Source organism: Bradyrhizobium ferriligni (assembly GCF_056837965.1).
In genome coordinates, this window is sequence record NZ_JBXEJO010000050.1 from 1 (window position 1) to 25,028 (window position 25,028).

General features: G+C 64.2%; 21 protein-coding genes and 1 tRNA gene. 15 read left to right on the forward strand and 7 right to left on the reverse strand.

Annotated features, from left to right (window positions below):
* Nucleotides 1-284: type 1 glutamine amidotransferase family protein (locus AC1VNY_RS27070; RefSeq protein WP_482407494.1), on the reverse strand; the 284-nt coding region annotated here is incomplete at its 3' end.
* A 152-nt stretch (nt 285-436) separates the two neighbouring features.
* On the opposite strand from AC1VNY_RS27070, the gene AC1VNY_RS27075 reads away from it, so the two are divergent.
* Entirely contained in the window at nt 437-700 is a 264-nt protein-coding gene (locus tag AC1VNY_RS27075) for a tautomerase family protein (RefSeq protein ID WP_482407495.1), read from the forward strand.
* A 177-nt stretch (nt 701-877) separates the two neighbouring features.
* Here AC1VNY_RS27075 and glnA read toward each other — a convergent pair whose 3' ends face one another.
* The gene (gene glnA, locus AC1VNY_RS27080) at nt 878-2,287 is read right to left on the reverse strand and encodes a type I glutamate--ammonia ligase (RefSeq protein WP_028333940.1); all 1,410 of its coding nucleotides are present in this window, start codon (nt 2,285-2,287) and stop codon (nt 878-880) included.
* A 151-nt stretch (nt 2,288-2,438) separates the two neighbouring features.
* Nucleotides 2,439-2,777: a P-II family nitrogen regulator gene (locus AC1VNY_RS27085; RefSeq protein WP_011441447.1), complete on the reverse strand. Its 339-nt coding sequence runs from the start codon at nt 2,775-2,777 to the stop codon at nt 2,439-2,441.
* A gap of 354 nt (nt 2,778-3,131) precedes the next feature.
* On the opposite strand from AC1VNY_RS27085, the gene AC1VNY_RS27090 reads away from it, so the two are divergent.
* The 4 genes from AC1VNY_RS27090 (at nt 3,132) to AC1VNY_RS27105 (ending at nt 7,519) form a co-directional block, all read left to right on the forward strand.
* A complete protein-coding gene (locus tag AC1VNY_RS27090; RefSeq protein WP_482407496.1) occupies nt 3,132-4,631 on the forward strand; it encodes an NAD(P)H-hydrate dehydratase in 1,500 nt (499 codons plus the stop codon).
* Complete coding sequence (locus AC1VNY_RS27095) at nt 4,609-5,073, forward strand: GNAT family N-acetyltransferase (protein WP_482407497.1); 465 nt, start codon at nt 4,609-4,611, stop codon at nt 5,071-5,073. The genes AC1VNY_RS27090 and AC1VNY_RS27095 overlap by 23 nt, the downstream gene beginning before the upstream one ends.
* 165 nt (nt 5,074-5,238) lie before the next feature.
* A complete protein-coding gene (locus tag AC1VNY_RS27100; RefSeq protein WP_482407498.1) occupies nt 5,239-6,834 on the forward strand; it encodes a B12-binding domain-containing radical SAM protein in 1,596 nt (531 codons plus the stop codon).
* Between the two features lie 130 nt (nt 6,835-6,964).
* Complete coding sequence (locus AC1VNY_RS27105) at nt 6,965-7,519, forward strand: flavin reductase family protein (RefSeq protein ID WP_482407499.1); 555 nt, start codon at nt 6,965-6,967, stop codon at nt 7,517-7,519.
* Here AC1VNY_RS27105 and AC1VNY_RS27110 read toward each other — a convergent pair.
* Entirely contained in the window at nt 7,516-8,415 is a 900-nt protein-coding gene (locus tag AC1VNY_RS27110) for a LysR family transcriptional regulator (RefSeq protein WP_482407500.1), read from the reverse strand. The two genes, AC1VNY_RS27105 and AC1VNY_RS27110, sit on opposite strands and share 4 nt — an antisense overlap.
* Nucleotides 8,416-8,555: 140 nt before the next feature.
* Here AC1VNY_RS27110 and AC1VNY_RS27115 point away from each other — a divergent pair, with 140 nt between their 5' ends.
* The 5 genes from AC1VNY_RS27115 (at nt 8,556) to AC1VNY_RS27135 (ending at nt 14,609) form a co-directional block, all read left to right on the forward strand.
* Entirely contained in the window at nt 8,556-9,557 is a 1,002-nt protein-coding gene (locus tag AC1VNY_RS27115) for an HpcH/HpaI aldolase/citrate lyase family protein (protein WP_482407501.1), read from the forward strand.
* Nucleotides 9,547-10,746, forward strand: coding sequence for a CaiB/BaiF CoA transferase family protein (locus AC1VNY_RS27120; RefSeq protein WP_482407502.1), 1,200 nt, complete (start codon nt 9,547-9,549; stop codon nt 10,744-10,746). The genes AC1VNY_RS27115 and AC1VNY_RS27120 overlap by 11 nt, the downstream gene beginning before the upstream one ends.
* Nucleotides 10,747-10,785: 39 nt before the next feature.
* A complete protein-coding gene (locus AC1VNY_RS27125; RefSeq protein WP_482407503.1) occupies nt 10,786-12,159 on the forward strand; it encodes an LLM class flavin-dependent oxidoreductase in 1,374 nt (457 codons plus the stop codon).
* Nucleotides 12,160-12,222: 63 nt separating this feature from the next.
* Entirely contained in the window at nt 12,223-13,641 is a 1,419-nt protein-coding gene (locus AC1VNY_RS27130; protein WP_482407504.1) for an MFS transporter, read from the forward strand.
* A gap of 191 nt (nt 13,642-13,832) precedes the next feature.
* The gene (locus AC1VNY_RS27135) at nt 13,833-14,609 is read left to right on the forward strand and encodes a tetratricopeptide repeat protein (protein ID WP_482407505.1); all 777 of its coding nucleotides are present in this window, start codon (nt 13,833-13,835) and stop codon (nt 14,607-14,609) included.
* Between the two features lie 33 nt (nt 14,610-14,642).
* On the opposite strand, the gene AC1VNY_RS27140 is transcribed toward AC1VNY_RS27135, so the two are convergent.
* The 3 genes from AC1VNY_RS27140 to AC1VNY_RS27150 all read right to left on the reverse strand — a co-directional run bounded on the left by AC1VNY_RS27140 (nt 14,643) and on the right by AC1VNY_RS27150 (nt 17,901).
* Nucleotides 14,643-15,353 (reverse strand): hypothetical protein, encoded by a 711-nt coding sequence (locus tag AC1VNY_RS27140; protein ID WP_016847725.1) that lies wholly within the window; start codon nt 15,351-15,353, stop codon nt 14,643-14,645.
* Between the two features lie 76 nt (nt 15,354-15,429).
* Entirely contained in the window at nt 15,430-16,515 is a 1,086-nt protein-coding gene (locus tag AC1VNY_RS27145) for an enolase C-terminal domain-like protein (protein ID WP_482407506.1), read from the reverse strand.
* A gap of 18 nt (nt 16,516-16,533) precedes the next feature.
* Nucleotides 16,534-17,901 (reverse strand): multicopper oxidase family protein, encoded by a 1,368-nt coding sequence (locus AC1VNY_RS27150; protein ID WP_482407539.1) that lies wholly within the window; start codon nt 17,899-17,901, stop codon nt 16,534-16,536.
* 136 nt (nt 17,902-18,037) lie between these two features.
* On the opposite strand from AC1VNY_RS27150, the gene AC1VNY_RS27155 reads away from it, so the two are divergent.
* The 5 genes from AC1VNY_RS27155 to lon all read left to right on the forward strand — a co-directional run bounded on the left by AC1VNY_RS27155 (nt 18,038) and on the right by lon (nt 24,989).
* A tRNA-Leu gene (locus AC1VNY_RS27155) sits at nt 18,038-18,122 on the forward strand.
* A gap of 164 nt (nt 18,123-18,286) precedes the next feature.
* A complete protein-coding gene (tig, locus tag AC1VNY_RS27160; protein ID WP_482407507.1) occupies nt 18,287-19,645 on the forward strand; it encodes a trigger factor in 1,359 nt (452 codons plus the stop codon).
* Nucleotides 19,646-19,885: 240 nt separating this feature from the next.
* Entirely contained in the window at nt 19,886-20,521 is a 636-nt protein-coding gene (locus tag AC1VNY_RS27165; RefSeq protein WP_016847729.1) for an ATP-dependent Clp protease proteolytic subunit, read from the forward strand.
* Between the two features lie 441 nt (nt 20,522-20,962).
* A complete protein-coding gene (gene clpX, locus AC1VNY_RS27170) occupies nt 20,963-22,237 on the forward strand; it encodes an ATP-dependent Clp protease ATP-binding subunit ClpX (RefSeq protein ID WP_024583449.1) in 1,275 nt (424 codons plus the stop codon).
* 322 nt (nt 22,238-22,559) lie between these two features.
* The gene (gene lon, locus AC1VNY_RS27175; RefSeq protein ID WP_038385055.1) at nt 22,560-24,989 is read left to right on the forward strand and encodes an endopeptidase La; all 2,430 of its coding nucleotides are present in this window, start codon (nt 22,560-22,562) and stop codon (nt 24,987-24,989) included.
* Nucleotides 24,990-25,028 lie beyond the last annotated feature (39 nt).

Below are 25,028 nucleotides of genomic sequence, written 5' to 3' on the forward strand. Positions count from 1 at the left end.
CGGTCATATTGCGGCTGCAGGCGCTCGGCGGTGAGATGATCGACCAGGCTGCCCGGCACGATGATCGCGTCGCACGCCGTCCGCCCGCCCACGGCGCCATCGACGGCGAGCAACTTGCCGCCGCCGGCGCGCACCGCCTTGCCGTCGAGCGATAGCGTCTGCCAGCTGAAGCGCGCCTTGCCGCCGCGCAGCTGCATCACGTGGTTGGCGAGGGTGAGGATGTCGGCGATGCCGGCGACCGCCGATTGCATGCAGCCTTCCAGCGCGAGGATCGCGAGCTTCATGGAACCTCCGGAACTTGCCGTCATGCTAGCCGATCAGCGCGATCAGGCGGTGGCAGATATTGCCCGATCTCTGTCCGATCGGACACTGCCTGATTGTGCCGTGCCGGTCCATCTTCGCTGCGTTGTCACACCCTCAGCAATGGAGAGAGACCATGCCTTACGTCACGATTTCCACCGTCCGCGGCATCTTCGATGTCGCGCAGAAGCAGGCGCTGCTGGAGCGCGTCACCGATCTCATGGTCGAGATCGAGGGGCAGGGCAACCCGGACTTCCGCCGCAACGTCTGGGTCAAGATCGAGGAGGGCGAGCCGGCGAGCTGGTCGCTCGGCGGGATGATCCCGACGCCGGACATGATCGCGAGCAAATTCGGCGCGCTCGACGCCGGCGGCCGGCGGCTCGCCAAGGCGAAGGTGTAACCACCCTTCGTCGGATGGGTAGAGCGCAGCGAAACCCATCGCGCCGGTGCAAGCCTCGAGATGATGGGTTTCGCTTCGCTCTACCCATCCTACGGATCGCGCGCGACGGCGACACCCCGCAAAACAAAAGGCGCTTCCGGTGGAAGCGCCTTTCGCATTTCGTCGGTGCCGTAAAACTTACAGCGAGTAGTACATCTCGAATTCGACCGGGTGCGGGGTCATTTCGAAACGCGCGACCTCGGTCATCTTCAGCTCGATATAGGCGTCGATGAAGTCGTCGTCGAACACGCCGCCGTTCTTGAGGAATGCGCGATCCTTGTCGAGGCTCTCGAGCGCCTCGCGGAGCGAGCCGCACACGGTCGGGATCTGCTTCAGCTCTTCCTTCGGCAGATCGTAGAGGTCCTTGTCCATCGCCGGACCCGGATCGATCTTATTCTTGATGCCGTCGAGGCCGGCCATCAGCATCGCGGCGAAGCCGAGATAGGGGTTGGCCATCGGGTCGGGGAAACGCACCTCGACGCGCTTGGCCTTCGGGTTCGCGGTGTAGGGGATGCGGCAGGCCGCCGAGCGGTTGCGCGCGGAATAGGCGAGCAGCACCGGGGCTTCATAGCCCGGGACCAGACGCTTGTAGGAGTTGGTCGACGGGTTGGTGAAGGCGTTGATCGCCTTGGCGTGCTTGATGACGCCACCGATGTAGTGCAGGCAGGTCTCCGACAGGTCGGCGTATTTGTTGCCGGCGAAGGTCGGCTTGCCGTCCTTCCAGATCGACTGGTGGACGTGCATGCCCGAGCCGTTGTCGCCATAGACCGGCTTCGGCATGAAGGTGGCGGTCTTGCCGTAGATGTGGGCGACCTGGTGGATGCAGTACTTGTAGATCTGCATATGGTCGGCCATCAGCGTCAGGGTGTCGAACTTCATGCCGAGTTCGTGCTGGGCCGAGGCCACCTCGTGGTGGTGCTTCTCGACCTTGACGCCCATCTTGGCCATCGCGCCGAGCATCTCCGAGCGCATGTCCTGCACCGAGTCCTGCGGCGGCACCGGGAAGTAGCCGGCCTTGGTGCGGATGCGGTGGCCGAGATTGCCGCCCTCATATTCGGTCGCCGAGTTGATCGGCAGCTCGGAGGAGTCGAGGCGGAAGCCGGTGTTGTAGGGCTCGGCCGAATAGCGCACGTCGTCGAACACGAAGAACTCGGCCTCGGGACCGACGAACACGGTGTCGCCCACGCCCATCGACTTCACCATCGCCTCGGCCTTCTTGGCGATGCCGCGGGGGTCGCGGTTGTAGGGCTCGCCGGTGGTGGGCTCGAGCACGTCGCAGGTGATGACCATGGTGGTCTCGGCGAAGAACGGGTCGATCGTCGCGGTGACCGGGTCGGGCATCAGGCACATGTCGGATTCATTGATCGCCTTCCAGCCGGCGATCGACGAGCCGTCGAACATCGTTCCTTCGGCGAAGATGTCATCGTCGATCATGCTGACGTCGAAGGTGACGTGCTGCCACTTGCCGCGCGGATCGGTGAAGCGCAGGTCGACGTATTTGACGTCGTTGTCCTTGATCGATTTCAGGACGTCTTTGGCGGTCTTCATGAATACCCCTTATGGATGTGCGGGTCGGTTTCCAGCGGAGAGCGACGTTATTCCCGCTTTTGGCGAGTTCGTGTGACTGCACAAACGAAATCAGGCTGCCGAAGCAGCCTTTTTTCTCTTTAGCCGTCAGAAAATCCGGATAGCACCGCCCTTAAATAGCGTCCAGCCCGGATTCGCCGGTCCGGATGCGGATGGCTTCCTCGATGTTGGAGACGAAGATCTTGCCGTCACCGATCCGGCCGGTCTGCGCCGCGCGGCGGATCGCGTCGATCGCCTTCTCGACCAGATCGTCGCCGATCACGATCTCGATCTTCACCTTGGGCAGGAAGTCGACGATGTATTCCGCACCGCGATAGAGTTCGGCATGGCCCTTCTGGCGGCCAAATCCCTTGGCCTCGGTGACAGTGATGCCTTGCAGTCCGACTTCCTGGAGCGCTTCTTTCACCTCGTCGAGCTTGAAGGGCTTGATGATGGCTTCAATCTTCTTCACTGAGCGCCTCCCGGGCATTGCAGATTGCAGGGTCGAGTTCGATGCGCGTGGGGCGCAGTCTGGTTGGTCTTAAGGCTTCCGGCCGGTGGCCGGAAACACGCGCAATGGTCGTATGGAGCGGCCTTGCGCGCGGCTTCCTCAAAAGCAGGGTCTATGCCAAGTTGTTAAGGTCCCCGATTTCGGAATGTTATCAGCCTTTTAACAGGCAATCGGCTGATATCGAACCACATGGGCTATGATATCCAAGCCTAACAAATAGGCAAATAGATCAATCCGTATGCAGTCGGCCAGTAGAAACCCCGCGAACGTCACAGGAATTGCCTCTCGAAAAGGCGAAGCGATTGAGGATTCGGCATGGACGTTCTGACCACCACCGAGATGGAACGCGCCGACCGGCTGACCATCGCAGCCGGAACGCCGGGCTTCGCGCTGATGATGAGCGCCGGCCAGGCCGTCGCGGAAGCCGCGATGGACCTCGTCGAGGAGGGGCCGATCGTGGTGGTCGCCGGCCGCGGCAACAATGGCGGCGACGGCTTCGTTGCGGCCGCGGAGCTTGCGGCGCGCGGCCGCGAGGTCTCGGTGATCCTGCTCTGCGAGCGCGACAGCCTGCAGGGCGACGCGGCGCTGGCGGCGAAGGGTTGGAAATATCCGGTGCTGCCGTTCAACCCGCAGGCACTCGGCAAGCCGGCGCTGATCATCGATGCGCTGTTCGGTGCCGGCCTCAACCGGCCGGTGAAGGGCGATCCGCTGGAGATGATCGCGGCGATCAATGCCAACGGTACGCCGGTGCTGGCGGTCGACCTGCCGAGCGGCATCAACGGCACATCGGGCGCCGTGATGGGGGCCGCCGTGCAGGCGACCGAGACCGTCACCTTCTTTCGCAAGAAGCCCGCGCATCTGTTGCTGCCGGGCCGGATGTATTGCGGCCGGGTGCGCGTTGCCGACATCGGCATCGCCGCGCAGGTGCTCGACGAGATCAAGCCGCTGACCGCGGAGAACTTGCCGGAGGCCTGGCGCTGGTCGTTTCCGGTGCCGCGGATCGACGGCCACAAATACGCGAGAGGGCATGCCGTCGTGGTCTCGGGCGATCTTGCCTCGACCGGGGCGGCGCGGCTCGCCGCGCGCGCGGCGCTGCGCGCCGGCGCCGGCCTCGTGACGCTGGCCTCGCCGCGCGATGCGCTTGCCGTCAATGCGGCGGCGCTGACCGCGGTGATGGTGCGCGCGGTCGACAACCCGATCCAGTTCGCCGAACTGCTCGGCGACAAGCGCCTCAATGCCTGCGTGATCGGTCCTGGCGCCGGGGTCAGCGCGCGGACCCGTGACTTCGTCGACACCGCGCTGTCGGCGCAGCGGCATCTGGTGCTCGACGCCGACGCGCTCACCAGCTTTGCCGGCGCGCCGGACCGGCTGTTCGAGGCGATCAAGGCAAGCGACGGTCAGCAAGTGGTGCTGACGCCGCATGAGGGCGAGTTTCCGCGGCTGTTCAGCGATATTTCCAACAAGCATCCCGGCCGTTCCAAGCTCGAGCGCGTGCGCGCGGCGGCCGAGCGCTCCGGCGCGGTGGTCTTGCTGAAAGGCGCCGACACGGTGATCGCGTCTCCCGACGGCCGCGCCACCGTCGCCGCCAATGCGCCGCCGTGGCTTGCCACCGCCGGCGCCGGCGACGTGCTGTCAGGCATCATCGCGGGTTTCCTGGCGCAGGGCGTCGCGGCCTTCGAGGCCGCCAGCATCGGCGTCTGGATGCACGGCGAGAGCGCGAGCGAGGCGGGCCCCGGCCTGATCGCGGAAGATCTCACCGAAGTGCTGCCCGCCGTGTTCCGCCGCCTCTATGATGAGTTCGGGGTTGAGTATTAGGCGGCTCGCGCTGGCCGACATGGACGCCGCCGCGCGCGTGCATCGCACCGCGTTCGATCAGGCGCTGCCGTGGCTCGCCGGCCTGCACACGCCCGAAGAGGATCGCTGGTTCTATCGCGAACGGATGTTTGCCATCTGCACGCTGTGGGGCGCGTTCGAGGGCGATGCGATGCGGGGCGTGATTGCGTTTCATGACGACTGGATCGGGCAGCTCTATGTGCTGCCGGACGCTCAGGGCCGCGGCATCGGCAGCGCCCTGCTTGAGATCGCGAAGCGGGGTGCGGACCGGCTGCAACTCTGGACGTTTCAACGCAACGCCCGCGCGCGCCGCTTCTACGAGACGCGCGGTTTTGTCGCGGTTGAGGAGGCCGACGGCAGCGGCAACGAGGAGAGGGAGCCGGGCGTGCGCTATCGCTGGACGCGTGGGCTGGCGGGTGAGTGATATTGACCGGAATAGCTGACCGCAGGCAGGCCCGGGGATAGGACCGGGCTCGCGGTAAGACGAAATATCGTCTGGCTATCCGCCACCTTTTGAGCACTTAATGCCTGTATCGACCAGCGAATGTACCCTTGAGCCTTGAGGTTTTGTGGTACGGACCGGAGCAACATGACGAGTCCCTGCCGCGTCCTCATGATCTATCCGAAGTTCGTTCCGGATTCTTTCTGGAACTATACGGAGGCTTGCGAACTCGTCGGCGCGAAGTATCCGGCGGCGCCACTCGGACTGATCACCGTGGCCGCCATGCTGCCGAAGCACTGGGAGATTCGCCTCATCAACCGCAACACCGAGCCTTCGACCGACGCGGACCTCGACTGGGCCGATCTCGTCATGATCGGCGGTATGCTCAATCAGCAGCCTGATTTTCTCCACCTGATCGATCTCGCCCACCGGCACGGCAAGCCGGTATGTGTCGGCGGGCCCGACGTCTCCTCCAGCCCGCACCTCTACGCGGATGCGGACTTCCAGGTGATCGGCGAGGCCGAGCACATCATCGAGGAATTCATCGCCGCTTGGGAACGCGGTGAGCGCAAGGGCGTGTTCACCGCCGAGAAATTCAAGATCGACGTCACGCTAAGCCCGATGCCCCGCTACGATCTGATCAAGTTCGAGCATTATCTCTTCATTGGCGTGCAGTATTCGCGCGGCTGCCCGTTTACCTGCGAGTTCTGCGACATTATCGAGCTGTATGGGCGCGTGCCGCGTACCAAAACCCCCGATCAGATTCTCGCCGAGCTGCAAGCGCTCTACGATCATGGTTATCGAGGGCATGTCGATTTCGTCGACGACAATTTCATCGGCAACAAGAAAAACCTCCGAGTCTTGCTGCCGCGGCTCAAAGCCTGGCTGGAAGAGCGGGACTATCCGTTCGAATTCTCGACCGAAGCCTCGATCAATATCGCTGACGACAGCGAACTGCTGCAGGCAATGAAGGACGCCAACTTCTTCGGCATTTTCGTCGGCATTGAGAGTCCGGATCCAGAGACCCTCGTGCAGATGAAGAAAAAGCAGAACACCAGGCGCAACATCGCCGAGAGCGTTCACAAGATCTATGACTATGGCATGTTCGTCACCGCAGGTTTCATCGTCGGGTTCGATACCGAGAAAGTCTCGATGGCACAGGCGATGATCGACTTCATCGAGGAGGCGAGCATTCCAGTCTGCATGGTTGGACTGCTCTATGCGCTGCCTGGCACACAGCTGACGCGGCGGCTGGCCCAGGAAGGCCGACTGCACGAGGGCCATGATCTCATGAAAGTCGAGCAGGCGGGCGACCAATGCACGCTGGGCTGCAATTTCGACACCAAGCGTCCGCTTCGTGACATCCTCACGGATTACAAGGCTGTGCTCGGGCACGTGTATAGCCCGGCGGGATATGCAGGACGGCTGTCGCGGCTTGCCGCCATGCTTGACCGGTCGGACCGGCGCCGCGACCTGCCGGATGGCGACATGCGCAAGAGGCTTGGCGGCATCGAAGGCGTACACAAGATCATAAGTGCCCTGCCGGAGGTTCGCGAGCCGTTCTGGAAGACCTTCGTCGAGGTCGCCAAGTCCAATCCAGGCGCGCTGCGCTACATCGTGATGCTGATGGCGCTGTACTTGCACTTCGGGCCGTTCTCGAAATACGTGATCGGTGTGATTGAACGCCGGATTGCCGAGTTGGACGGTACACCTCCGGTGAAGGCCAGGGCGCTTGTGCAATGAGTTCATCTAGTCTGCCGCGCGATTGGCATTGATCGGCTGAACTGAACAACTCGTTAGATATTTGCGTTTCCGCGATCGGTTCGACTGACCTATAGGATCGGCATCCTTGTCACTTGCGCGGAACAGTCAGATGATCGCACCGAGCAGCCAGCTCTCTACCGCCGCACGGACCGCCGGCGCGCTCCACCACGACGCCGACCCCGCGTCCTATCGCGCGGCGATGCGCCATCACGCCGGCGCGGTGACGATCCTGTCGGCGGGCGGGCCGGGCGACAGAACGGGCATGACGGCGACGTCGGTCTGTTCGCTGTCGGACACGCCGCCGCGGCTGATCGCCTGCGTCAACCGTTCGGCGAGCGCGCATGGCCTGATCCGGCGCACCGCCGCGTTCGGCGTCAACATGCTGCACGCCGACCAGGCCGAGCTGGCCAATGTGTTCGCCGGCCGCCGCGGCATTGAGCGGGACGATCGCTTTTCCGACGCCGACGGCTGGCTATCGCTTGCCACCGGCGCGCCGATCCTTAAGGGTGCGCTAATCGGGCTCGATTGCGAGCTGATCGACGAGCATGCGCACGACACGCATTCGATCTTCGTCGGCGCGGTTCGCGCGATGCATCTGCGTGAAGGGGAGACGCCGCTGATCTATTTTGGTGGCGCGTTCTGCGGATTGACCCGGCGGGCCTAAGGCCGCGGCTTGAGGAATTTGTGAATCACTGATGTCAGCGCGCCGGCGGCCGGCGAGAACGATTGTCCGCGCAGCGAGACGATGCAGACCGTGCGCTCCAGCACAGGATTGACGATCGGCAGCGCCTGCATCGTCTTCCTGATCGGCCGCGGCAAGGCGACCTTCGGCAGGATGCCGACACCGAGGCCGGCGCCGGCCAATGCGGCCAGCGTGTAGCTGTGCTCGACCTCGAACTTGATCTTCATCTGCAGATTGCGCGTGGCGAGCGCGCGCTCCAGCATCGAGCGCAGCGCCGCCGATTTTGAGTTGAGCAGGATCGGGTAGGCGGACAGCTCGGTCAGGTCGACCGCGCTGCGCCTGCGAAACGGAAACGCCTTGGTCGCCAGCGCATAGATCGGGTCGTTGAACAGCGGCGCAAACTGAAACTCGGTCGAGCCGTCCATCTCCGGTCCGATGCCGAAATCCGCCTCGCGCCGGCGCAGGCAGTCCAGCATGTCCTCGGCCGCAAGCTCGCGCAGATTGATGTTGATGCCGGGATAGCTCGCCTGGAAGGCATGCAGCGCCTGCGGCAGGATGGTCGCGGCAATGGTCGGAACGCAGGCCAGCGACAGCGTGCCGCGCTGAATGTCGATGACCTCGCGGATCTCGCGCAGGCCGTTCTCCCATTCGCCGAGCGCGCGCCGCGCATGTGTCAGCAGTTGCAGTCCCTCCGCGGTCAGCTCGACGCGCCGCGTGGTGCGATGAAACAGGGCGGCGCCGACCTGGTCCTCCAGCAGCTTGATCTGCATGCTGACCGCGGATTGCGAACGGTTGAGCTGCTCGGAGGCCTGGCGAAAGCTCTTGTTCTCGGCGACCGCGATGAACATGTGCAGCAGCTTGAAATTGATCTGCGACATCGTTTGCCCTGCAAGGGATTGTTCCGAACAACTGAACAGTTCTTAAGATAATCTCGTTAGAAAGATCAGTGTCGGACATCTAGCATGATTGTGTTGGCCGCGGGAGACGATCCTGCGGCGCGATGCAGAAAAGATGCTTCATGTCCTTCACCGTCACCAAACCGCGCACCCGCCGCGTCCAGCGTTCCGAACTCGCGGTTCCCGCGACCTCGACCCATTTCTTCGAACGCGCCGCGAGTAGCGCCGCCGATTTCATCTTCCTCGATCTGGAGGACGCGGTTGCGCCGCCGCGAAAACCCGAGGCGCGCGAGATCGCGATCGAGGCGCTGAACCGGATCGACTGGGGCAACAAGACGCTGGCGGTGCGGATCAACGGCCTCGACACCGAATGGGCGCATCGCGACATCATCGAGATCGTCAGCCGCGCGCCGCGCCTCGACCTCGTCATGGTGCCGAAGGTCGGCACCGCATTCGACGTCCGTTTCGTCGATGCGCTGCTGACGGGGCTCGAGCGCGAGTTCCCGCGCGCAAGGCCGCTGGGCATCGAGATCCTGATCGAGACCACGCTTGGACTCGCCAATGTCGAGGACATCGTGCTGGCGTCGGAGCGGTTGGAGGCTGTGATCTTCGGCATCGGCGATTACTCGATCGACCTGCGCACCTGCGGCGAGATTATCGGCGCCTCCGATCCGCGCTATGCCGTGCTCACCGATGCGGACGAGGGCGGCGCGCGCCGCGTGCACTGGAACGACCAGTGGCACTTCGCGCTCGCCCGGATTGCCAATGCCTGCCGCGCCCACGGCCTGCGTGCGATCGACGGCCCCTATGCCAATTTCGGCGATGCCGCAGGCTTTCGCGCCAGTGCGGCGCGGGCGGCCGCGCTCGGTTTCGAGGGCAAATGGGCGATCCATCCCTCGCAGCTCGAGAGCGCCAACGAGGTGTTCTCGCCGACCGCGCGTGAGATCGGCTGGGCGCGCGAGATCACGGCCAAGATTCAATCCGCCAGCGCCGGCGGCGACGGTGCCTTCGGGCAGGACGGCGTGCTGATCGATCTTGCGGTGCTCAAGCGCGCGCAGGCTATCATCGACCGCCACGACGCAATTCAGGCGGCGGGCAGGGAGGCAGCGCGCGATGTCGCATGAGCCACCGCTGGCCGGAATTCGCGTGCTCGACATCGCGACCTTCGTGGCGGCGCCGTTCTGCGGGACGGTGCTGTCGGATTTCGGCGCGGAGGTGATCAAGATCGAGCAGCCTGATGTCGGCGATCCCCTGCGCCGGTTCGGTACGCCGAGCGAATGCGGCGACACTTATGTCTGGCTCAGCGAAGCCCGCAACAAGAAGTCGGTTACGCTCGATCTGCGCAGCGAGCGGGGCGCCGCGCTGTTTCGCGAGTTGGTCCGGCAATCCGACGTGGTGCTGGAGAACTTCCGGCCGGGCACGCTGGAGAAATGGGGGCTCGGCTTCGAGGCGCTACGCGAGATCAACCCAAAACTCGTGATGCTGCGCATCAGCGCCTATGGGCAGGACGGCCCGCTGCGCGACAAGCCCGGCTTTGCCCGGATCGCGCACGGCTTCAGCGGGCTCGCCTATCTTGCCGGCGAGGCGGGGCGAGCGCCGGTGATGCCGGGATCGACCTCGCTCGCCGATTATATTTCCGGGCTATGGGGCGCGCTCGGCGTGCTGCTGGCGCTGCGCCATGCCGAAGCCACCGGACACGGGCAGGTGGTCGATATCGGGCTCTATGAATCGGTGTTTCGGCTGCTTGACGAAATGGCGACCGTGTTCGCCAAGACCGGCTTCGTCCGCGAACGCCTCGGCGCCGACACGGTCAATGTCGTGCCGCACAGCCATTACCAGACTGCCGACGGCAAATGGGTGGCACTGGCCTGTTCGAGCGACAAGATGTTCGAGCGGCTGGCGCAGGCGATGCGGCGGCCGGATCTCGCGACCGACCCGCGCTATGCGGCCATGGCCGGCCGCCTGGTGCGGCGCGAGGAGGTCAACGGGATGGTCGCCGACTGGATCGGCTCCATGCCGCTGGAGACGGCGCTTGCTGAATGCGAGTGCTACGACGTGCCCTGCGGGCCGATCTACAGCATTGCGGACATCTTCGCCGACCCGCAATACCGCGCCCGCGGCAACATCGCCGAGGTGTCCTCCCGCGCCGGGCCGATAGCAGTGCCGAGCGCGATCCCCAAGATGTCGCGCACGCCGCCGCAGTTCCGGCATGCCGGCGTCGCGCTCGGCGCGCACACCGACGAAGTCTTGACCTCGCTTGCCGGCGCAACCGCTGCGGCGCTCGCCGCGCTGCGCAGCGACAGGGTGATCTGACATGCCCCAATTCTCCCGCGGCCACGAAGGAACCACGCCATGACCAGGCAGATGAAATTGATCGGCTTCCTGCAGGCCCAGAATTGCTCGAACTATCCCGCCTCCTGGCGCCATCCGGACTCGAAGCCGAACTGGTTCTCGCGCGACTATTATCAGGAGATCGGGCGCACGCTGGAGCACGGCAAGTTCCATCTCGCCTTCTTCGATGACCGGCTCGCAATCCCCGATCGCTTCGGCGACGATTTCCGCGAGACCATCCGCCACGGCGTGCGCGCGGCGAAGCTCGATCCGGTCTCGGTCGCGCTCACGATGGGCTTGGCGACCGAGCGGCTCGGCATCGGCGTGACCTATTCGACCACCTATTACGAGCCGTTCCACGTCGCGCGGGTGTTCGCAACGATGGACCTGCTGCTGAACGGCCGCGCGGCCTGGAACGTGGTGACCTCGCTGAACGACTCCGAGGCGGCGAATTTCGGCGCCTCGCAGCATCTCAGCCACGATCTGCGCTATGACCGCGCCGACGAGTTCATGGAGGTCGTGCTCGGCCACTGGAACAGCTGGGAGGACGGCGCCGTCAGTTTCGACCGCGAGAGCGGCATGTTCGCCGACCCGGCCAAGGTGCACCGGCTCGACCATCACGGGCAGTTCTTCCGCTCGCGCGGCCCGTTCACGGTGCCGCGCTCGCCGCAGGGCCATCCGGTGATCATTCAGGCCGGGCAGAGCGGCCGCGGCAAGACCTTCGCGGCGCGCTGGGGCGAATTGATCTTCGTGATCTATCCCAATCTCGACCTTGCGAAGAAGCAATATGCCGACCTCAAGGGAACGCTGGCCAAGACGGGCAGGGACATCAGCATCGCGCCGGCGGTCTATCCTGTCGTCGCCGAGACCCAGGCCGAGGCCGAGGATAAGTTCGCGGCGATCAGCCGGCTCGCCAAGCCGATTGATGCGCTGACGCTGTTGTCGGAGGTGCTGAACTACGATTTCGCGGCCAAGCCGATGGACGAGCCATTCACGTCGGATGAGCTGGCTTCGATCAGCGGATTGCAGGCAATCCGCGACCGCGTGGTGAATCTCAGCGGCAAGCCCAATCCGACGCCGCGCGATTTCGTGCAGTTCAGCGGCAGGGGAACGCTCGCCGAACTGCCGACCTTCGTCGGCTCGCCCAAGGCGGTCGCCGATCAGATGGAGCGCTGGTTCTGCGAAGGCGGCTGCGACGGCTTTGTCGTCGCCGCCACCCATGTGCCCGGCACCTACCAGGACTTCGTGCGCCTCGTGGTGCCCGAGCTGCAACGCCGCGGCCTGTTCCAGCGCGAGTATCAGGGTGACACGTTGCGCGAGAATCTCGGCCTGCCGCGGCCGCAAGCCGCGCATGCCGGCGCGGCCGACGAGGAGGCGCGCGTCTCGACCGGATGACGCCGGGGACAGAACGCCGGCGCAGACAACGATCAAAACAAAATCAAAATCAGGGAGGCTGAAGTGACCAAGGGCGTTAACGCGGGGGGCCGGCTCGACAGATTGCCGATCGCCAGATTTCACTACCGGATATTCGCGCTGATCGGAGCCGGACTGTTCGTCGATGGCTTCGAGATCTTCCTCGCCGGCAGCATTCTCGGCGCACTGGTTCAGTCCGGCTATTCGGACCTCGCCCAGAATGCGCGCTTCATCTCGGCGACCTTTGTCGGGATGCTGATCGGCGCCTGGCTGGCGGGCGTCGCCGGCGACCGCTTCGGCCGCAAGTTCGCCTACCAGGCCAACCTCCTGATCTTCGGCCTCAGCGCGCTGGCGGCAACGCTCGCGCCGTCGATGAACTGGCTGATCGGGGCCCGCTTCGTGATGGGCCTCGGGCTCGGCGCCGAGATCGTCGTCGGCTACGTCGTGCTCAGCGAATTCATCCCGCCGCAGCAGCGCGGCCGCTGGGGCGCGGCGCTCGCGACTTGCACCAATGGCGCGCTGTTCGTCGCGACGCTGGTCGGCTGGGTCGTCATTCCGCATCTCGGCTGGCGCTGGATGTTCGCGCTGTGCGGCGTCGGCGCGATGATCGTCTGGTTCCTGCGGCGCTCGCTGCCGGAATCGCCACGCTGGCTCGAGACGCAGGGCAAGCGCGCCGAGGCGGAGGCGGTGCTGGCGGCGATCGAGCAAGAGGTCGGCAAGGGCAGGACCCTGCCGACCCCGGCCTATCAGCCAGCCCCGGTGCAGCCGGACGTTCGTGTCACGCGCCTGTTCTCGCGCGCATTGATCGCGCGCACCATCGTCGGCTGCCTGATCCTGATCGGGCTCAACACCGCAGTCTACGGCTTCATCGCCTGGATCCCGACCTTCTTCGTCAAGCAGGGCATCAACCTGTCGTCATCGCTCGGCTACACCATGCTGATGACGCTCGGCAGCCCGCTCGGCACGCTGTCGGGCATGTGGATCGGTGAGAAGATCGACCGCAAGCCGTCGCTGATCGTGCTGTCGCTCGCGGCGGCCGGGCTGGGGCTGATCTATCCGATGTTCATCAACCCCGTCGCCTTCGTCGTGATCGGCTTCCTCCTGGTCTTCACGGTGGCGGTGATGCTGGCGCTGGCCTGGGGGCTCTACATCCCCGAACTGTTCCCGACCGAGCTCAGGATGCGCGGATCCGGCATCTGCAACACCGCCGGTCGCCTGATGTCGATCGTGACGCCGTTCATCGTGGTCGAGCTGTTCACGAGGTTCGGCGTCACCGGCGTCGTCTCTGTGGTGGCCGGGCTCCTCGTGGTGCAGGCGATCGCGGTTGCGGTGCTCGGCATCGAGACCCGCAAGCGTCCGCTGGAGGCGTTGCGGCCGGAGGCGATGGACGGCGAAGCGTCATCCGCGGAGGTGCGCGGCAAGCTGCAACCAAGCCCCGGCGGGATCGCCGCCGGCGGGGAATAGCGGGACGAAGCGCACGATGTCCGCGTGATCAACGCATGCGGACATCTGGGCCTCGTCCGTCTTAGGATACTTTTGGTGGACGCGTCGAAAGATGCGGGCTAAACGCGCAGGGTATTCCCTCGGCACCGTGAATCTCGCTCGTGAGTGGCAGGCAGAACAATTTCCTCGCTCAGGCGCTGCAACAAGGCGCCTTGGCGTTGCGGGCGCAGCAGTTTGCTCAGGCCGAGCAGATTGCGACGAACATCCTCAAATCAAACCGCACGGACAGACACGCCGCGCTTCTTCTGGCGCATGCCCTGATGGGGCAGAACCGGGGAGGCGAGGCGATCGCAGCGCTCGAGCGGGTTGCGCGCCGCGGCGACGATGGAGAGGTCGAGACTTTGCTCGGCGCGCTGCTGTGCGGCGCGGGCCGCGTCACCGACGGCATCGCGCAGCTTCGGCGCACGGCGGCGCGCCGCCCGCCATATTTTCCGTCCTTTCAGGAACTCGCCGGGCAGCTTGCCAAGGCCGGTCAACTTGACGAAGCGATCAGCACGATCGAGGCCGGTCTGGCGCTGGCTCCTGAGAGCGTCGACCTGAAGCTCGATCTCGGGCGCCTGTTGCAAGAGACCAATGACATCGCGCGGGCTGCAAGCGTTCTGACGGCGGCACGTGATGCTGCGCCGGGACGCCCCGACGTTCTCAACCAGCTCGGGCGGGTCCTGATCCTCCGTGGCGACTACGCCGCAGCCGCGGATGCGTTCCGCCGCGTGCTCGCGCAGTTCCCTGACGATCGCTCGACCCGCGCCCACCTTGCCACTTGCCTTTTCGAGCAGGGTGAGCGCGATGCTGCCGAGGCAGCGCTGCGCTCGGTGATGCGCGGTCAGCCCCAGCTATTTGGACGCGCGGCATTCGTCATGGCCTCGGGATCTCACGGCCGCTTCTTCTTCTCCCAGAGCGCCGCTGCGAAGTTCCTCGGCGGGGACTGAGATTGAGCGCGGCGGACGACATTCCGCCTTGCCTTACGCCCTGAAGTTTCTCCGGTAGAGGTTCGGCTGCCGTTTCAGCTCGGTGCGGAGTTCGCCGACCCGCTTGGCGTCTTCCGCGGTGAACGGCGATGCCTGCGCAGTCCAGTCGTCTCGCTTGACCGGAATGCATTGCGCGATCGGGGTCCCCTTGGGCAGGACGCCTCTGAAATTCCTGTCGTGCCAGTACGCCGGAAAGTGCACCCAATTGTCGGCATAGAGGTCGGAATTGACCAGGCCGCTGAGTGTGGTGAATGGCAGATCGAAGCGGTTGACGGGGTGGGTGAAGTAGATCGCGTAGCCTTCCGGGGCTTCGACAGTCCACAAATTGTGGAATTTGAGAAAGAAGCGGCCCTCTTCAAACAGCGGGGTGCCGGTGACCTGACCCGGGTCGTGGAAGCCGATCGGTGAACGTGGAAATTCCGGCGTGCCTCCCGGCGGCAAATCCTGGTCCCAGGTGATTTCGCCGTCCTCGACCTTGAGATCGCAAACCAGCGGCAGCAAGAACCCGCAGGTCATCGCATCCACGAACGGCGGGCAGCGCTTGATGGTGTCCTCGTCGTGCAGGTTGATCGAAGAGAAGGCCGTCGCCGGCATGGCCTTGAGCCAGTCGGGAACGCCCTGCGCCGCCGGTATGGGGGCCGGTATCAGTCCGTCGAGCTCCGTCGGGCAACGGAACTTGAGCGTCAGCTTGCTATTGGTCGACATTGGGCGCTCCGATTTCGGATCGACCTACATGAATGCGTCGCAAAGGTGAAGCGCGCGCTCACCAGCCAGGTCGCCGCTAGGTCACGAGATACTTCGCGACCGCCGGCTCGTTCCATTCGATCCCGAGCCCGGGGCCGCGGGCAGTCACCGCGCCCTCGACGATTTCGGCGGGCCTTGTGAGGATGGAGCCGGCGAAGTCGAGGAATTCGAGCCAGTGCGCGGTCGGCGTCACCGCGAGCAGATGCGCGCTGACTTCCGCGAACAGATGGCTCGACATCGGGATCGAGGCGGCGTCGGCTTGTCCCGCGACTTGCATCCAGCCGGTGACGCCGCCGACCTTCATCACGTCGGGCATGATGAAGTCGGATGCGCCGGCCGCGATCGCTTCGGCAAAGCCGCGCGGAAACCACCAGTTCTCACCGGCCTGGATCGGCGTCGGCGAGGTCTCGCGGACTTTGGCGTGGCCGGACAGGCTCTCCTGCGGCACCGGCTCCTCGATCCAGTGCAAATCGTAGGGCGCAAGGCGGGCGATTCGGCGGGTCGCCTCTGCAGGATCGAGCGACTGGTTGAAGTCGATCATCAACGCGATGTCGGGGCCGAGCAGGGTGCGCACGCCCTTCACGACGCGCTCGTCATTGGCGGCATCACCGTCGCCACCCTTGATCTTGATGCCGCGAAAACCCTGGTCGAGCGAACGGCGCAGCACGCGCTCATCGGCGACGGGATCGACCACGCCGTAGCTGTCATAGGCCTTGATCGGCTTCGCCGAGCCGCCAAGCAGTTCGACCAGCGGCCGGCCGGCGAGCTGGCCGAGCACATCCCAATAGGCCATGTCGAGTCCGGATACCGCCATGCCGACCAGGCCCTGCCAGCCGAGCAGCCGAAACTTGGCGTCCATCGCCTTCATCAGGTCGAATGGCGCGACCGGCTTGCCGATGAGCTCGCGGCCGATCTCCTCGATCAGATAGGCAAGTGGTTTAAGCGTGAGCTTGCTGTAGGCGAAGATGTAGGTGCGACCGGTAACGCCTTGATCGGTCTCGACATCGATCAGCACCAGCGGGCCGGAATCGATCACGCCGAAGGCGTTCTTCACAGGGCGCTTCAGCGGCACCACGACGCTTCGCGCCCGAACTCCGCGGATCGCTGCAACTGTCTGGCTCATGGACGTTTCCTCTTCTTGTTATTGGACACTGTACCATCGGACCAGCCGCGGCGCGGCCCAGTCGGTCGCGACCTGCTCGATCAAATAGCGGCCGGGATATTCAGCGAGGAAGGCGATGCGCTGGGTCTGGCCCGGCTCAATCGCGAGCGTGTCGAGCCAGAACGGCTTCCAGCCGTCGTCGAGCCGGTCGAGCAGACGGAAGTGATGGCCGTGCAGATGAAAGACGCTGGCGATCGGGCCGCGGTTGGTCAGCGCCAGCACGACCGGCCGTCCGGCTTTGGCCTGAAACGCCGGCGCGGCTGACGGCTTGAAGTCCGCCGGGCGGAACCATTCGGTCGGCGTGCCGAGCGCCAGCTCGAATCTTGCGGCGTTCTTGAGATCGAGCTGGGCGGGCATGTCGTTGCCGGGCAGCGGCGGTGCCGGCGGGAACGGCGCCGGGCGGACCGGCGGGTCGTTCGAGACGGCCAGCCTGCCGACCGGGCGGGCCTGCTTGCCGTCGTGCAGCAGGATCGGAAAGCTGGTTCCGGCCGGTCCGGCCGCATCGACGAAGACATCGGTGCGGCTGCCGGGAGCGAGGACCAGCGCACCGTTGCGGGCCGGAAACGGTTCGGCCGGCTGGCCGTCGATGGCCATCACCCGGACGTCGAGGTTCTCCAGCTTGATCGCCAACACGCTGCGTTGGCTGCCGTTGATAAAGCGGAGTCTGAGGCGGGCATTGGCCGGTGCCGAGATGTCGTATGAGGTTTTGCCGTTAATTGTATGAATTTGCGTCGAATCTTTTGGATCGTTGCCGGCCGGGATTGCGCTTCCGTCCGGCCGCAGGCGCCACTCCTCGATCAGCAGGACCTCGTCGCGATCGACTGCGACCGGCGAAGTGCCGGTCACGATCAGCGGCCGCGGCCGTGCCGGTGCCGTGCCGCCATCACCGAATAGCGGCTCGCACAGGAAGGTGCCGGCATGCCGAAGCGGCAACTGGAAGCTATCCTTGGCCCCGGCGGCGAGTAGCGCCCGGGAGGCCAGTGGCTCCGCGGCCGCGACGCCGTCGAGCCCGCGGCAATCCAGCGCGGCCGCGACCGGCAGTTCATTGCCAAAGGTCACGTCGAGAACCTCGCCGCGCTTGAAGCGGAGGTCGCCGCTGCCGAGTGACCAGACCGGTGTCTCCGGTCCGCCAGGACCCGGTCCGCTAGCACCCGGTCCGTCGCCCGGACGAAGCGAGATGCGGTCGGGTTTGGCCTGGAGCGCGACCGCGGTCCGGCCCTGTGCTGCGCCGGTGGCCGGCAGAGCGGGGCAAAGCGCCGCGGCGCCGAGGGCGGCGATCAGGTTGCGCCGGGTGAGTGAAAATTCGGGACTTGCGGGAGGACTTGCCATCCGGCCGATGCGGACCATTTTCAAGAGTACCTGTCCAGTCGCGATCGGTCGCAGGGCGGGCTCAACAGCGGCCATTTTTTTGCTGCGAACCGGTGGGCGCATGTTATAAGCCCGGCCGCCCGCGGCATCGCGGCCGGACTGGGATGCTTTTCGCGCGGGCGTGGCGGAACTGGTAGACGCGCTGGATTTAGGTTCCAGTGACGAAAGTTGTGGGGGTTCGAGTCCCTCCGCCCGCACCAAGCGCTTACAGCGTTTGCATGACGAATTCTTGGAGAACCTTTGGCCCCGATGGGGTGAGGGTTCGCCGAACCCACAGACGTTAGGCCGCAAGGCCCATCGTCGAACAGATTGAACACTGCCACGGCCGCTCGGGCCGCGGCAAAAGCGGAAGAAGATTGATACCATGCAGGTCACCGAGACCCTCAACGAGGGATTGAAGCACGAGTTCACGATCAGCGTCCCGGCATCCGATCTCGATGCCAAGGCTGACGCCAAGCTGGTCGACCTCAAGGACAAGGTCCGTCTCAACGGCTTCCGTCCCGGCAAGGTGCCGGTGGCGCATCTGAAGAAGATCTACGGCCGCTCGGTGATGGCCGAGACCATCGACCAGACCATCAGCGATACCAACCGGCAGATCTTCGAAGATCGCGGCTTCCGCCTCGCCGGCGAGCCGAAGATCACGATGCCGACCGAGAAGGACCAGGTCGAGGAATTGCTGTCTGGTAAGACCGACCTGACCTACACCGTCGCGATCGAGGTCGTGCCGCCGATCCAGCTCGCCGATTTCAAGTCGTTCTCGGTCGAGAAGCCGGTGGTCGACGTCTCCGACGCCGATGTCGACGATGCCATCAAGCGGATCGCCGAAGGCAGCCGCCCGTACAATGCCAAGGCCGAGGGGGCGGCGGAGAAGGGCGACCGCGTCACCATCAGCTTCAAGGGCACCATCAACGGTGAAGCCTTCGAGGGCGGCACCGGCGAGGGCATTCAGGTCGTGATCGGCGCCGGCCAGTTCATCCCGGGCTTCGAGGAGCAGCTGATCGGCATCGGCACCAATGAGACCCGCACGCTGAAGGTCTCGTTCCCGAAGAACTATCTGAACGAGAAACTCGCCGGCCAGCCGGCCGAGTTTGAGACCACCGCAACGCTGATCGAGGCGCCCGGTGAGACCACTATCGATGACGAGTTCGCCAAGACGCTGGGCCTGGAGTCGCTCGACAAGCTGAAGGAAGCCGCCCGCGAGCGCCTGACGGCCGAGTTCGCCGGCGCCACCCGCCAGAAGGTCAAGCGCGCGCTACTCGACCGGCTCGACGAGAGCCACAAATTCGAGGCGCCGCCGTCGCTTGTCGCCGAAGAGTTCAACCTGATGTGGAACTCGATCAAGGCCGAGATGGACTCGTCCGGCAAGACTTTCGCCGACGAGAACACCACCGAGGAAGCGGCAAAGGAGGAGTACCACAAGATCGCCGACCGCCGCGTCCGCCTCGGCCTCGTGCTGTCGGAGATCGGCGAGAAGAACAAGATCACCGTGACCGACGACGAGGTGTCGCGCGCCGTGATCGAGCGTGCGCGCCAGATGCCCGGCCGTGAGAAGGAGGTCTGGGACTACTACCGCAGCAACGCCCAGGCGCTGGCCCAGCTCCGCGCCCCGATCTACGAGGACAAGGTCGTCGACTTCGTCCTGGAGCTCGCCAACGTGGCCGAGAAGAAGGTCACCAAGGAAGAGCTGTTCAAGGATGAAGACGCCGAGAAAACTGCCGCCTAATTCCGGCACCTCGCGTTAATGATGAACCGCGAAAGCGCGCCTCGCGACGGGTCCCGTCGCTAGGCGCACCGACGCGAATCAGCTTGAACTTCTGCGACCTGCCCAGGTGGCTAGTGCGGCGAGTTGACGGTCTTGTCGGCCGGAAATTGGCCCATATCTGGGTTAAGCCTTGAGGCAGTAGTCTTGAGCCAAGTAGTCTTGAGCAAAGTTCTGCATCACCCCTAACCCTTGGGTTCTTTCATGCGCGATCCCGTTGAAACCTACATGAACCTCGTGCCGATGGTCGTCGAGCAGACCAATCGCGGCGAACGCGCCTACGACATTTTCTCGCGCCTTTTGAAGGAGCGCATCATCTTCGTCACCGGTCCGGTGGAAGACGGCATGTCGACGCTGATCGTCGCGCAGCTGCTGTTCCTCGAGGCCGAGAATCCGAAGAAGGAAATCTCGATGTACATCAACTCGCCGGGTGGCGTGGTGACGTCGGGCCTTGCGATCTACGACACGATGCAGTTCATCCGCCCGCCGGTATCGACACTGTGCACGGGGCAGGCGGCCTCGATGGGTTCGCTGCTGCTGGCCGCCGGCGAGAAGGACATGCGCTTCACGCTGCCGAATTCCCGCATCATGGTGCACCAGCCCTCCGGCGGCTTCCAGGGCCAGGCCACCGACATCATGCTGCACGCGCAGGAGATCCTGAATCTCAAGAAGCGCCTCAACGAGATCTACGTGAAGCATACCGGCCAGACCTACAAGGCGATCGAGGACGCGCTCGAGCGCGATAAGTTCCTCACCGCCGAGGACGCCAAGGCGTTCGGTCTCGTCGACAAGGTCATCGACAAGCGCCCGGACGATCCGGCCGCCGCGAAGGCGGCCTGATCTGGGCAGGCATCTCGAGGCGTCGGTGTGATCTCCACATTGACGCCTCACATAACCGGCAAAAGCAGGGCGGTGGACCCGTGGGCGGTGCATGCGCACAGGCGGAAAGTTCCGGTTTCGTGCTCATATACCGACGTGGTAATCCCGCAACGTTCCGTGGATTTCGACGCGTATTCCACGTGCGATCGTTGAAAATCACGGTATTGTCACGGTCTTGAGCCGGCCATCCGATTAGCGAATTCTTGATAGTCGGGTGCCAGCATGGTTGGCTGTGATGCATCGGCTATGATCGCGGAGATTCGAATAAACCGTGATCCACACGGTCAGTATTGCGTAGGGTCTTTTTTGGTACGGAATTTGCTCTATCTACCCAAGACCCCGGTTTTGTGCCGGATTGGGTCGATCTGGCAAACAAGATCGAACGGCGGACGGAGATAATGAATGAGTAAGGTCGGCACGAGCGACGCCAAGAACACGCTATATTGCTCGTTCTGCGGCAAGAGCCAGCATGAAGTTCGCAAGCTGATTGCCGGACCGACTGTCTTCATTTGCGACGAGTGTGTCGAACTGTGCATGGACATCATTCGCGAGGAGAACAAGTCCTCGCTGGTGAAGTCGCGCGACGGCATCCCGACGCCGAAGGAAATCTGTAAGGTCCTGGACGACTACGTGATCGGCCAGAGCCATGCCAAGAAGGTGCTGTCGGTCGCCGTCCACAACCACTACAAGCGGCTCAACCATCAGACCAAGCACAACGACGTCGAACTGGCGAAGTCGAACATCCTGCTGATCGGTCCGACCGGTTCGGGCAAGACGCTGCTCGCGCAGACGCTGGCCCGCATCCTCGACGTGCCCTTCACCATGGCTGACGCGACGACGCTGACCGAAGCCGGCTATGTCGGCGAGGACGTCGAGAACATCATCCTGAAGCTGCTGCAGGCCGCCGATTACAACGTCGAGCGTGCGCAGCGCGGCATCGTCTATATCGACGAAATCGACAAGATCAGCCGCAAGTCGGACAATCCCTCGATCACCCGCGATGTGTCGGGCGAGGGCGTCCAGCAGGCGCTGCTGAAGATCATGGAAGGCACCGTGGCCTCGGTCCCGCCGCAGGGCGGCCGCAAGCATCCGCAGCAGGAATTCCTGCAGGTGGATACCACCAACATCCTGTTCATCTGCGGCGGTGCGTTCTCGGGTCTCGAGAAGATCATCTCCGCGCGCGGCCGCTCGACCTCGATCGGCTTCGCGGCGCAGGTGCTCGCGCCGGAGGACCGCCGCACCGGCGAGATCTTCCGTCACGTCGAGCCGGAAGACCTGCTGAAGTACGGCCTGATCCCGGAATTCGTCGGCCGTCTGCCCGTCGTTGCGACGCTGGAGGACCTCGACGAGGCCTCGCTGAAGAAGATCCTGACCGATCCGAAGAACGCGCTGGTGAAGCAGTACCAGCGGCTGTTCGAGATGGAGAACATCGAGCTGACCTTCGCCGATGAGGCGCTTGGCGCGGTCGCCCGCAAGGCGATCGAGCGCAAGACCGGCGCGCGCGGCCTTCGGTCGATCCTGGAGAGCATCCTGCTCGAAACCATGTTCGATCTCCCGGGCCTGGAAGGCGTCGAGGAAGTCGTCATCTCGCGCGAGGTCGTCGAGGGAACGGCGCGTCCGCTCTACATCTACGCGGATCGTTCCGACCGCGCCGTCGAGAGCAGCGCGAGCGCCTAAACGGCGCTCGTCTCGACCCGCCAAAAATGCACGGCTGCCGGACGCTCCGGCGGCCGCTGTGGCGCAGCAGCGGCGCCCTTGCGGCGTAGCAGCAGATGCCTGTTTAGCCTATATTTCCCGACACTTCTGAGACTTGACACCCCCCCGCCTGATAGCCACCTAATGCTATCGGTGAGGGATCTCATGCGTTGAGATTCGTCGCTTCACGATGCGGAATAAGCGGCTGCTGACGGCACTCTCATTCCGGATCACCAAGGCACCTTGTGGCGGTTGCGCAAGCAAGCGGACTGCGTGCAAGGGGGCACAACAAAAGGATTAGGCCATGACGACCTCAAAACCCCGGCCAACGATCGTCCACGGCGAAAGCCACTCCTATCCGGTGCTGCCGCTCCGCGACATCGTCGTCTTCCCGCACATGATCGTGCCGCTGTTCGTCGGCCGCGAGAAATCGATCCGCGCGCTCGAAGAGGTGATGAAGAACGACGCGCTGATCATGCTCGCGACGCAGAAGAACGCGTCCGATGACGATCCGGCACCCGATTCAATTTACGAGACCGGTACGCTCGCCAGCGTCCTGCAGCTCCTGAAACTGCCCGACGGCACCGTGAAGGTGCTGGTCGAGGGCCTCGAGCGCGCGCGCGTCGAGAAGTATTCCGACCGCAGCGAATATTACGAGGCGACCGCGGTCGCGCTCGCCGACACGGACGCCAACTCGGTCGAAGCTGAGGCGCTGGCGCGGTCGGTCGTGTCCGATTTCGAAAGCTACGTGAAGCTGAACAAGAAGATCTCCGCCGAAGTCGTCGGCGTGGTTCAGGCGATCACCGATTTCGCCAAGCTCGGCGATACCGTTGCCTCGCATCTCGCGGTCAAGATTGCCGATCGGCAAGCGATCCTGGAGACGTTGTCCGTCACGCAGCGCCTGGAGAAGGTGCTGGGCCTGATGGAAAGCGAGATCTCGGTGTTGCAGGTCGAGAAGCGCATCCGCTCGCGCGTCAAGCGCCAGATGGAGAAGACCCAGCGCGAGTATTACCTGAACGAGCAGATGAAGGCGATCCAGAAGGAGCTCGGCGACGACGAAGGTCGCGACGAGTTGGCCGATCTGGAGGAGAAGATCTCCAAGACCAAGCTGTCCAAGGAAGCACGCGAGAAGGCCCAGCACGAGCTGAAGAAGCTGCGCCAGATGTCGCCGATGTCCGCGGAAGCGACCGTCGTGCGCAACTATCTGGATTGGCTGCTGTCGATCCCGTGGGGCAAGAAGTCCAAGGTCAAGAAGGACCTCGAGGCGGCGCAGGCGGTGCTGGACTCCGATCACTACGGGCTCGAGAAGGTCAAGGACCGCATCGTCGAGTATCTCGCGGTGCAGTCGCGCGCCAACAAGCTGACCGGACCGATCCTGTGCCTGGTCGGGCCTCCCGGCGTCGGCAAGACCTCGCTCGGCAAGTCGATCGCGAAGGCCACGGGGCGCGAATTCGTGCGCGTGTCGCTCGGCGGCGTGCGTGACGAGGCCGAGATCCGCGGTCACCGCCGCACCTATATCGGCTCGATGCCCGGCAAGATCATCCAGTCGATGCGCAAGGCGAAGACCTCGAACCCGCTGTTCCTGCTGGACGAGATCGACAAGATGGGCGCCGATTTCCGCGGCGATCCGTCGTCGGCGCTGCTTGAGGTTTTGGACCCCGAGCAGAACTCGACCTTCAACGACCACTACCTGGAGGTCGACTACGACCTGTCCAACGTGATGTTCATCACGACCGCGAATACGCTGAATATTCCCGGCCCGCTGATGGACCGCATGGAGATCATCCGGATCGCCGGCTACACGGAGAACGAGAAGGTCGAGATCGCGCGCAAGCATCTGATCCCGAGCGCGCTCTCCAAGCACGGTCTGGACTCCAAGGAATGGTCGATCGACGACGCGGCCTTGCTCTTGATGATCCGCCGCTACACCCGCGAAGCGGGCGTGCGTAACCTGGAGCGTGAGCTCTCCACACTCGCCCGCAAGGCGGTGAAGGAGCTGATGATCTCCAAGAAGAAGTCGGTGAAGGTCACCGAGGCGAACATCGAAGAGTTCCTCGGCGTTCCGAAGTATCGCTTCGGCGAGATCGACGACGAGGATCAGGTCGGTATCGTCACCGGTCTGGCGTGGACCGATGTCGGCGGCGAGCTGTTGACCATTGAAGGCGTCATGATGCCCGGCAAGGGCAAGATGACTGTCACGGGCAATCTGCGCGACGTGATGAAGGAGTCGATCTCGGCGGCGGCGTCTTACGTCCGCTCGCGTGCGATCGTCTACGGCATCGAACCGCCGATGTTCGACCGCCGCGACATCCACGTTCACGTGCCGGAGGGCGCGACGCCGAAGGACGGTCCGTCCGCCGGTGTGGCGATGGCCACCGCGATCATCTCGGTCATGACCGGCATTCCGGTCCGCCACGATGTCGCGATGACCGGCGAGATCACGCTGCGTGGTCGCGTGCTGCCGATCGGCGGTCTGAAGGAGAAGCTCCTGGCTGCCGCGCGCGGTGGCATCAAGACGGTGCTGATCCCGGAAGACAACGCCAAGGATCTCACGGAGATTTCCGATGCGATCAAGGGCGGCATGGAGATCATTCCGGTCTCGCGGCTGGATGAGGTCGTTGCCAAGGCGCTGACCCGCGTGCCGGCGCCGATCGTCTGGGAAGAGGAGACCAGCAAGGTCGACGTCAAGCCCGATGCTTCCGATGAAGCGTCCGGCGGCCTGACGGCGCACTGAAGCGAGCTCAGATCGACATAAGAAAACGGCGCCTTCGGG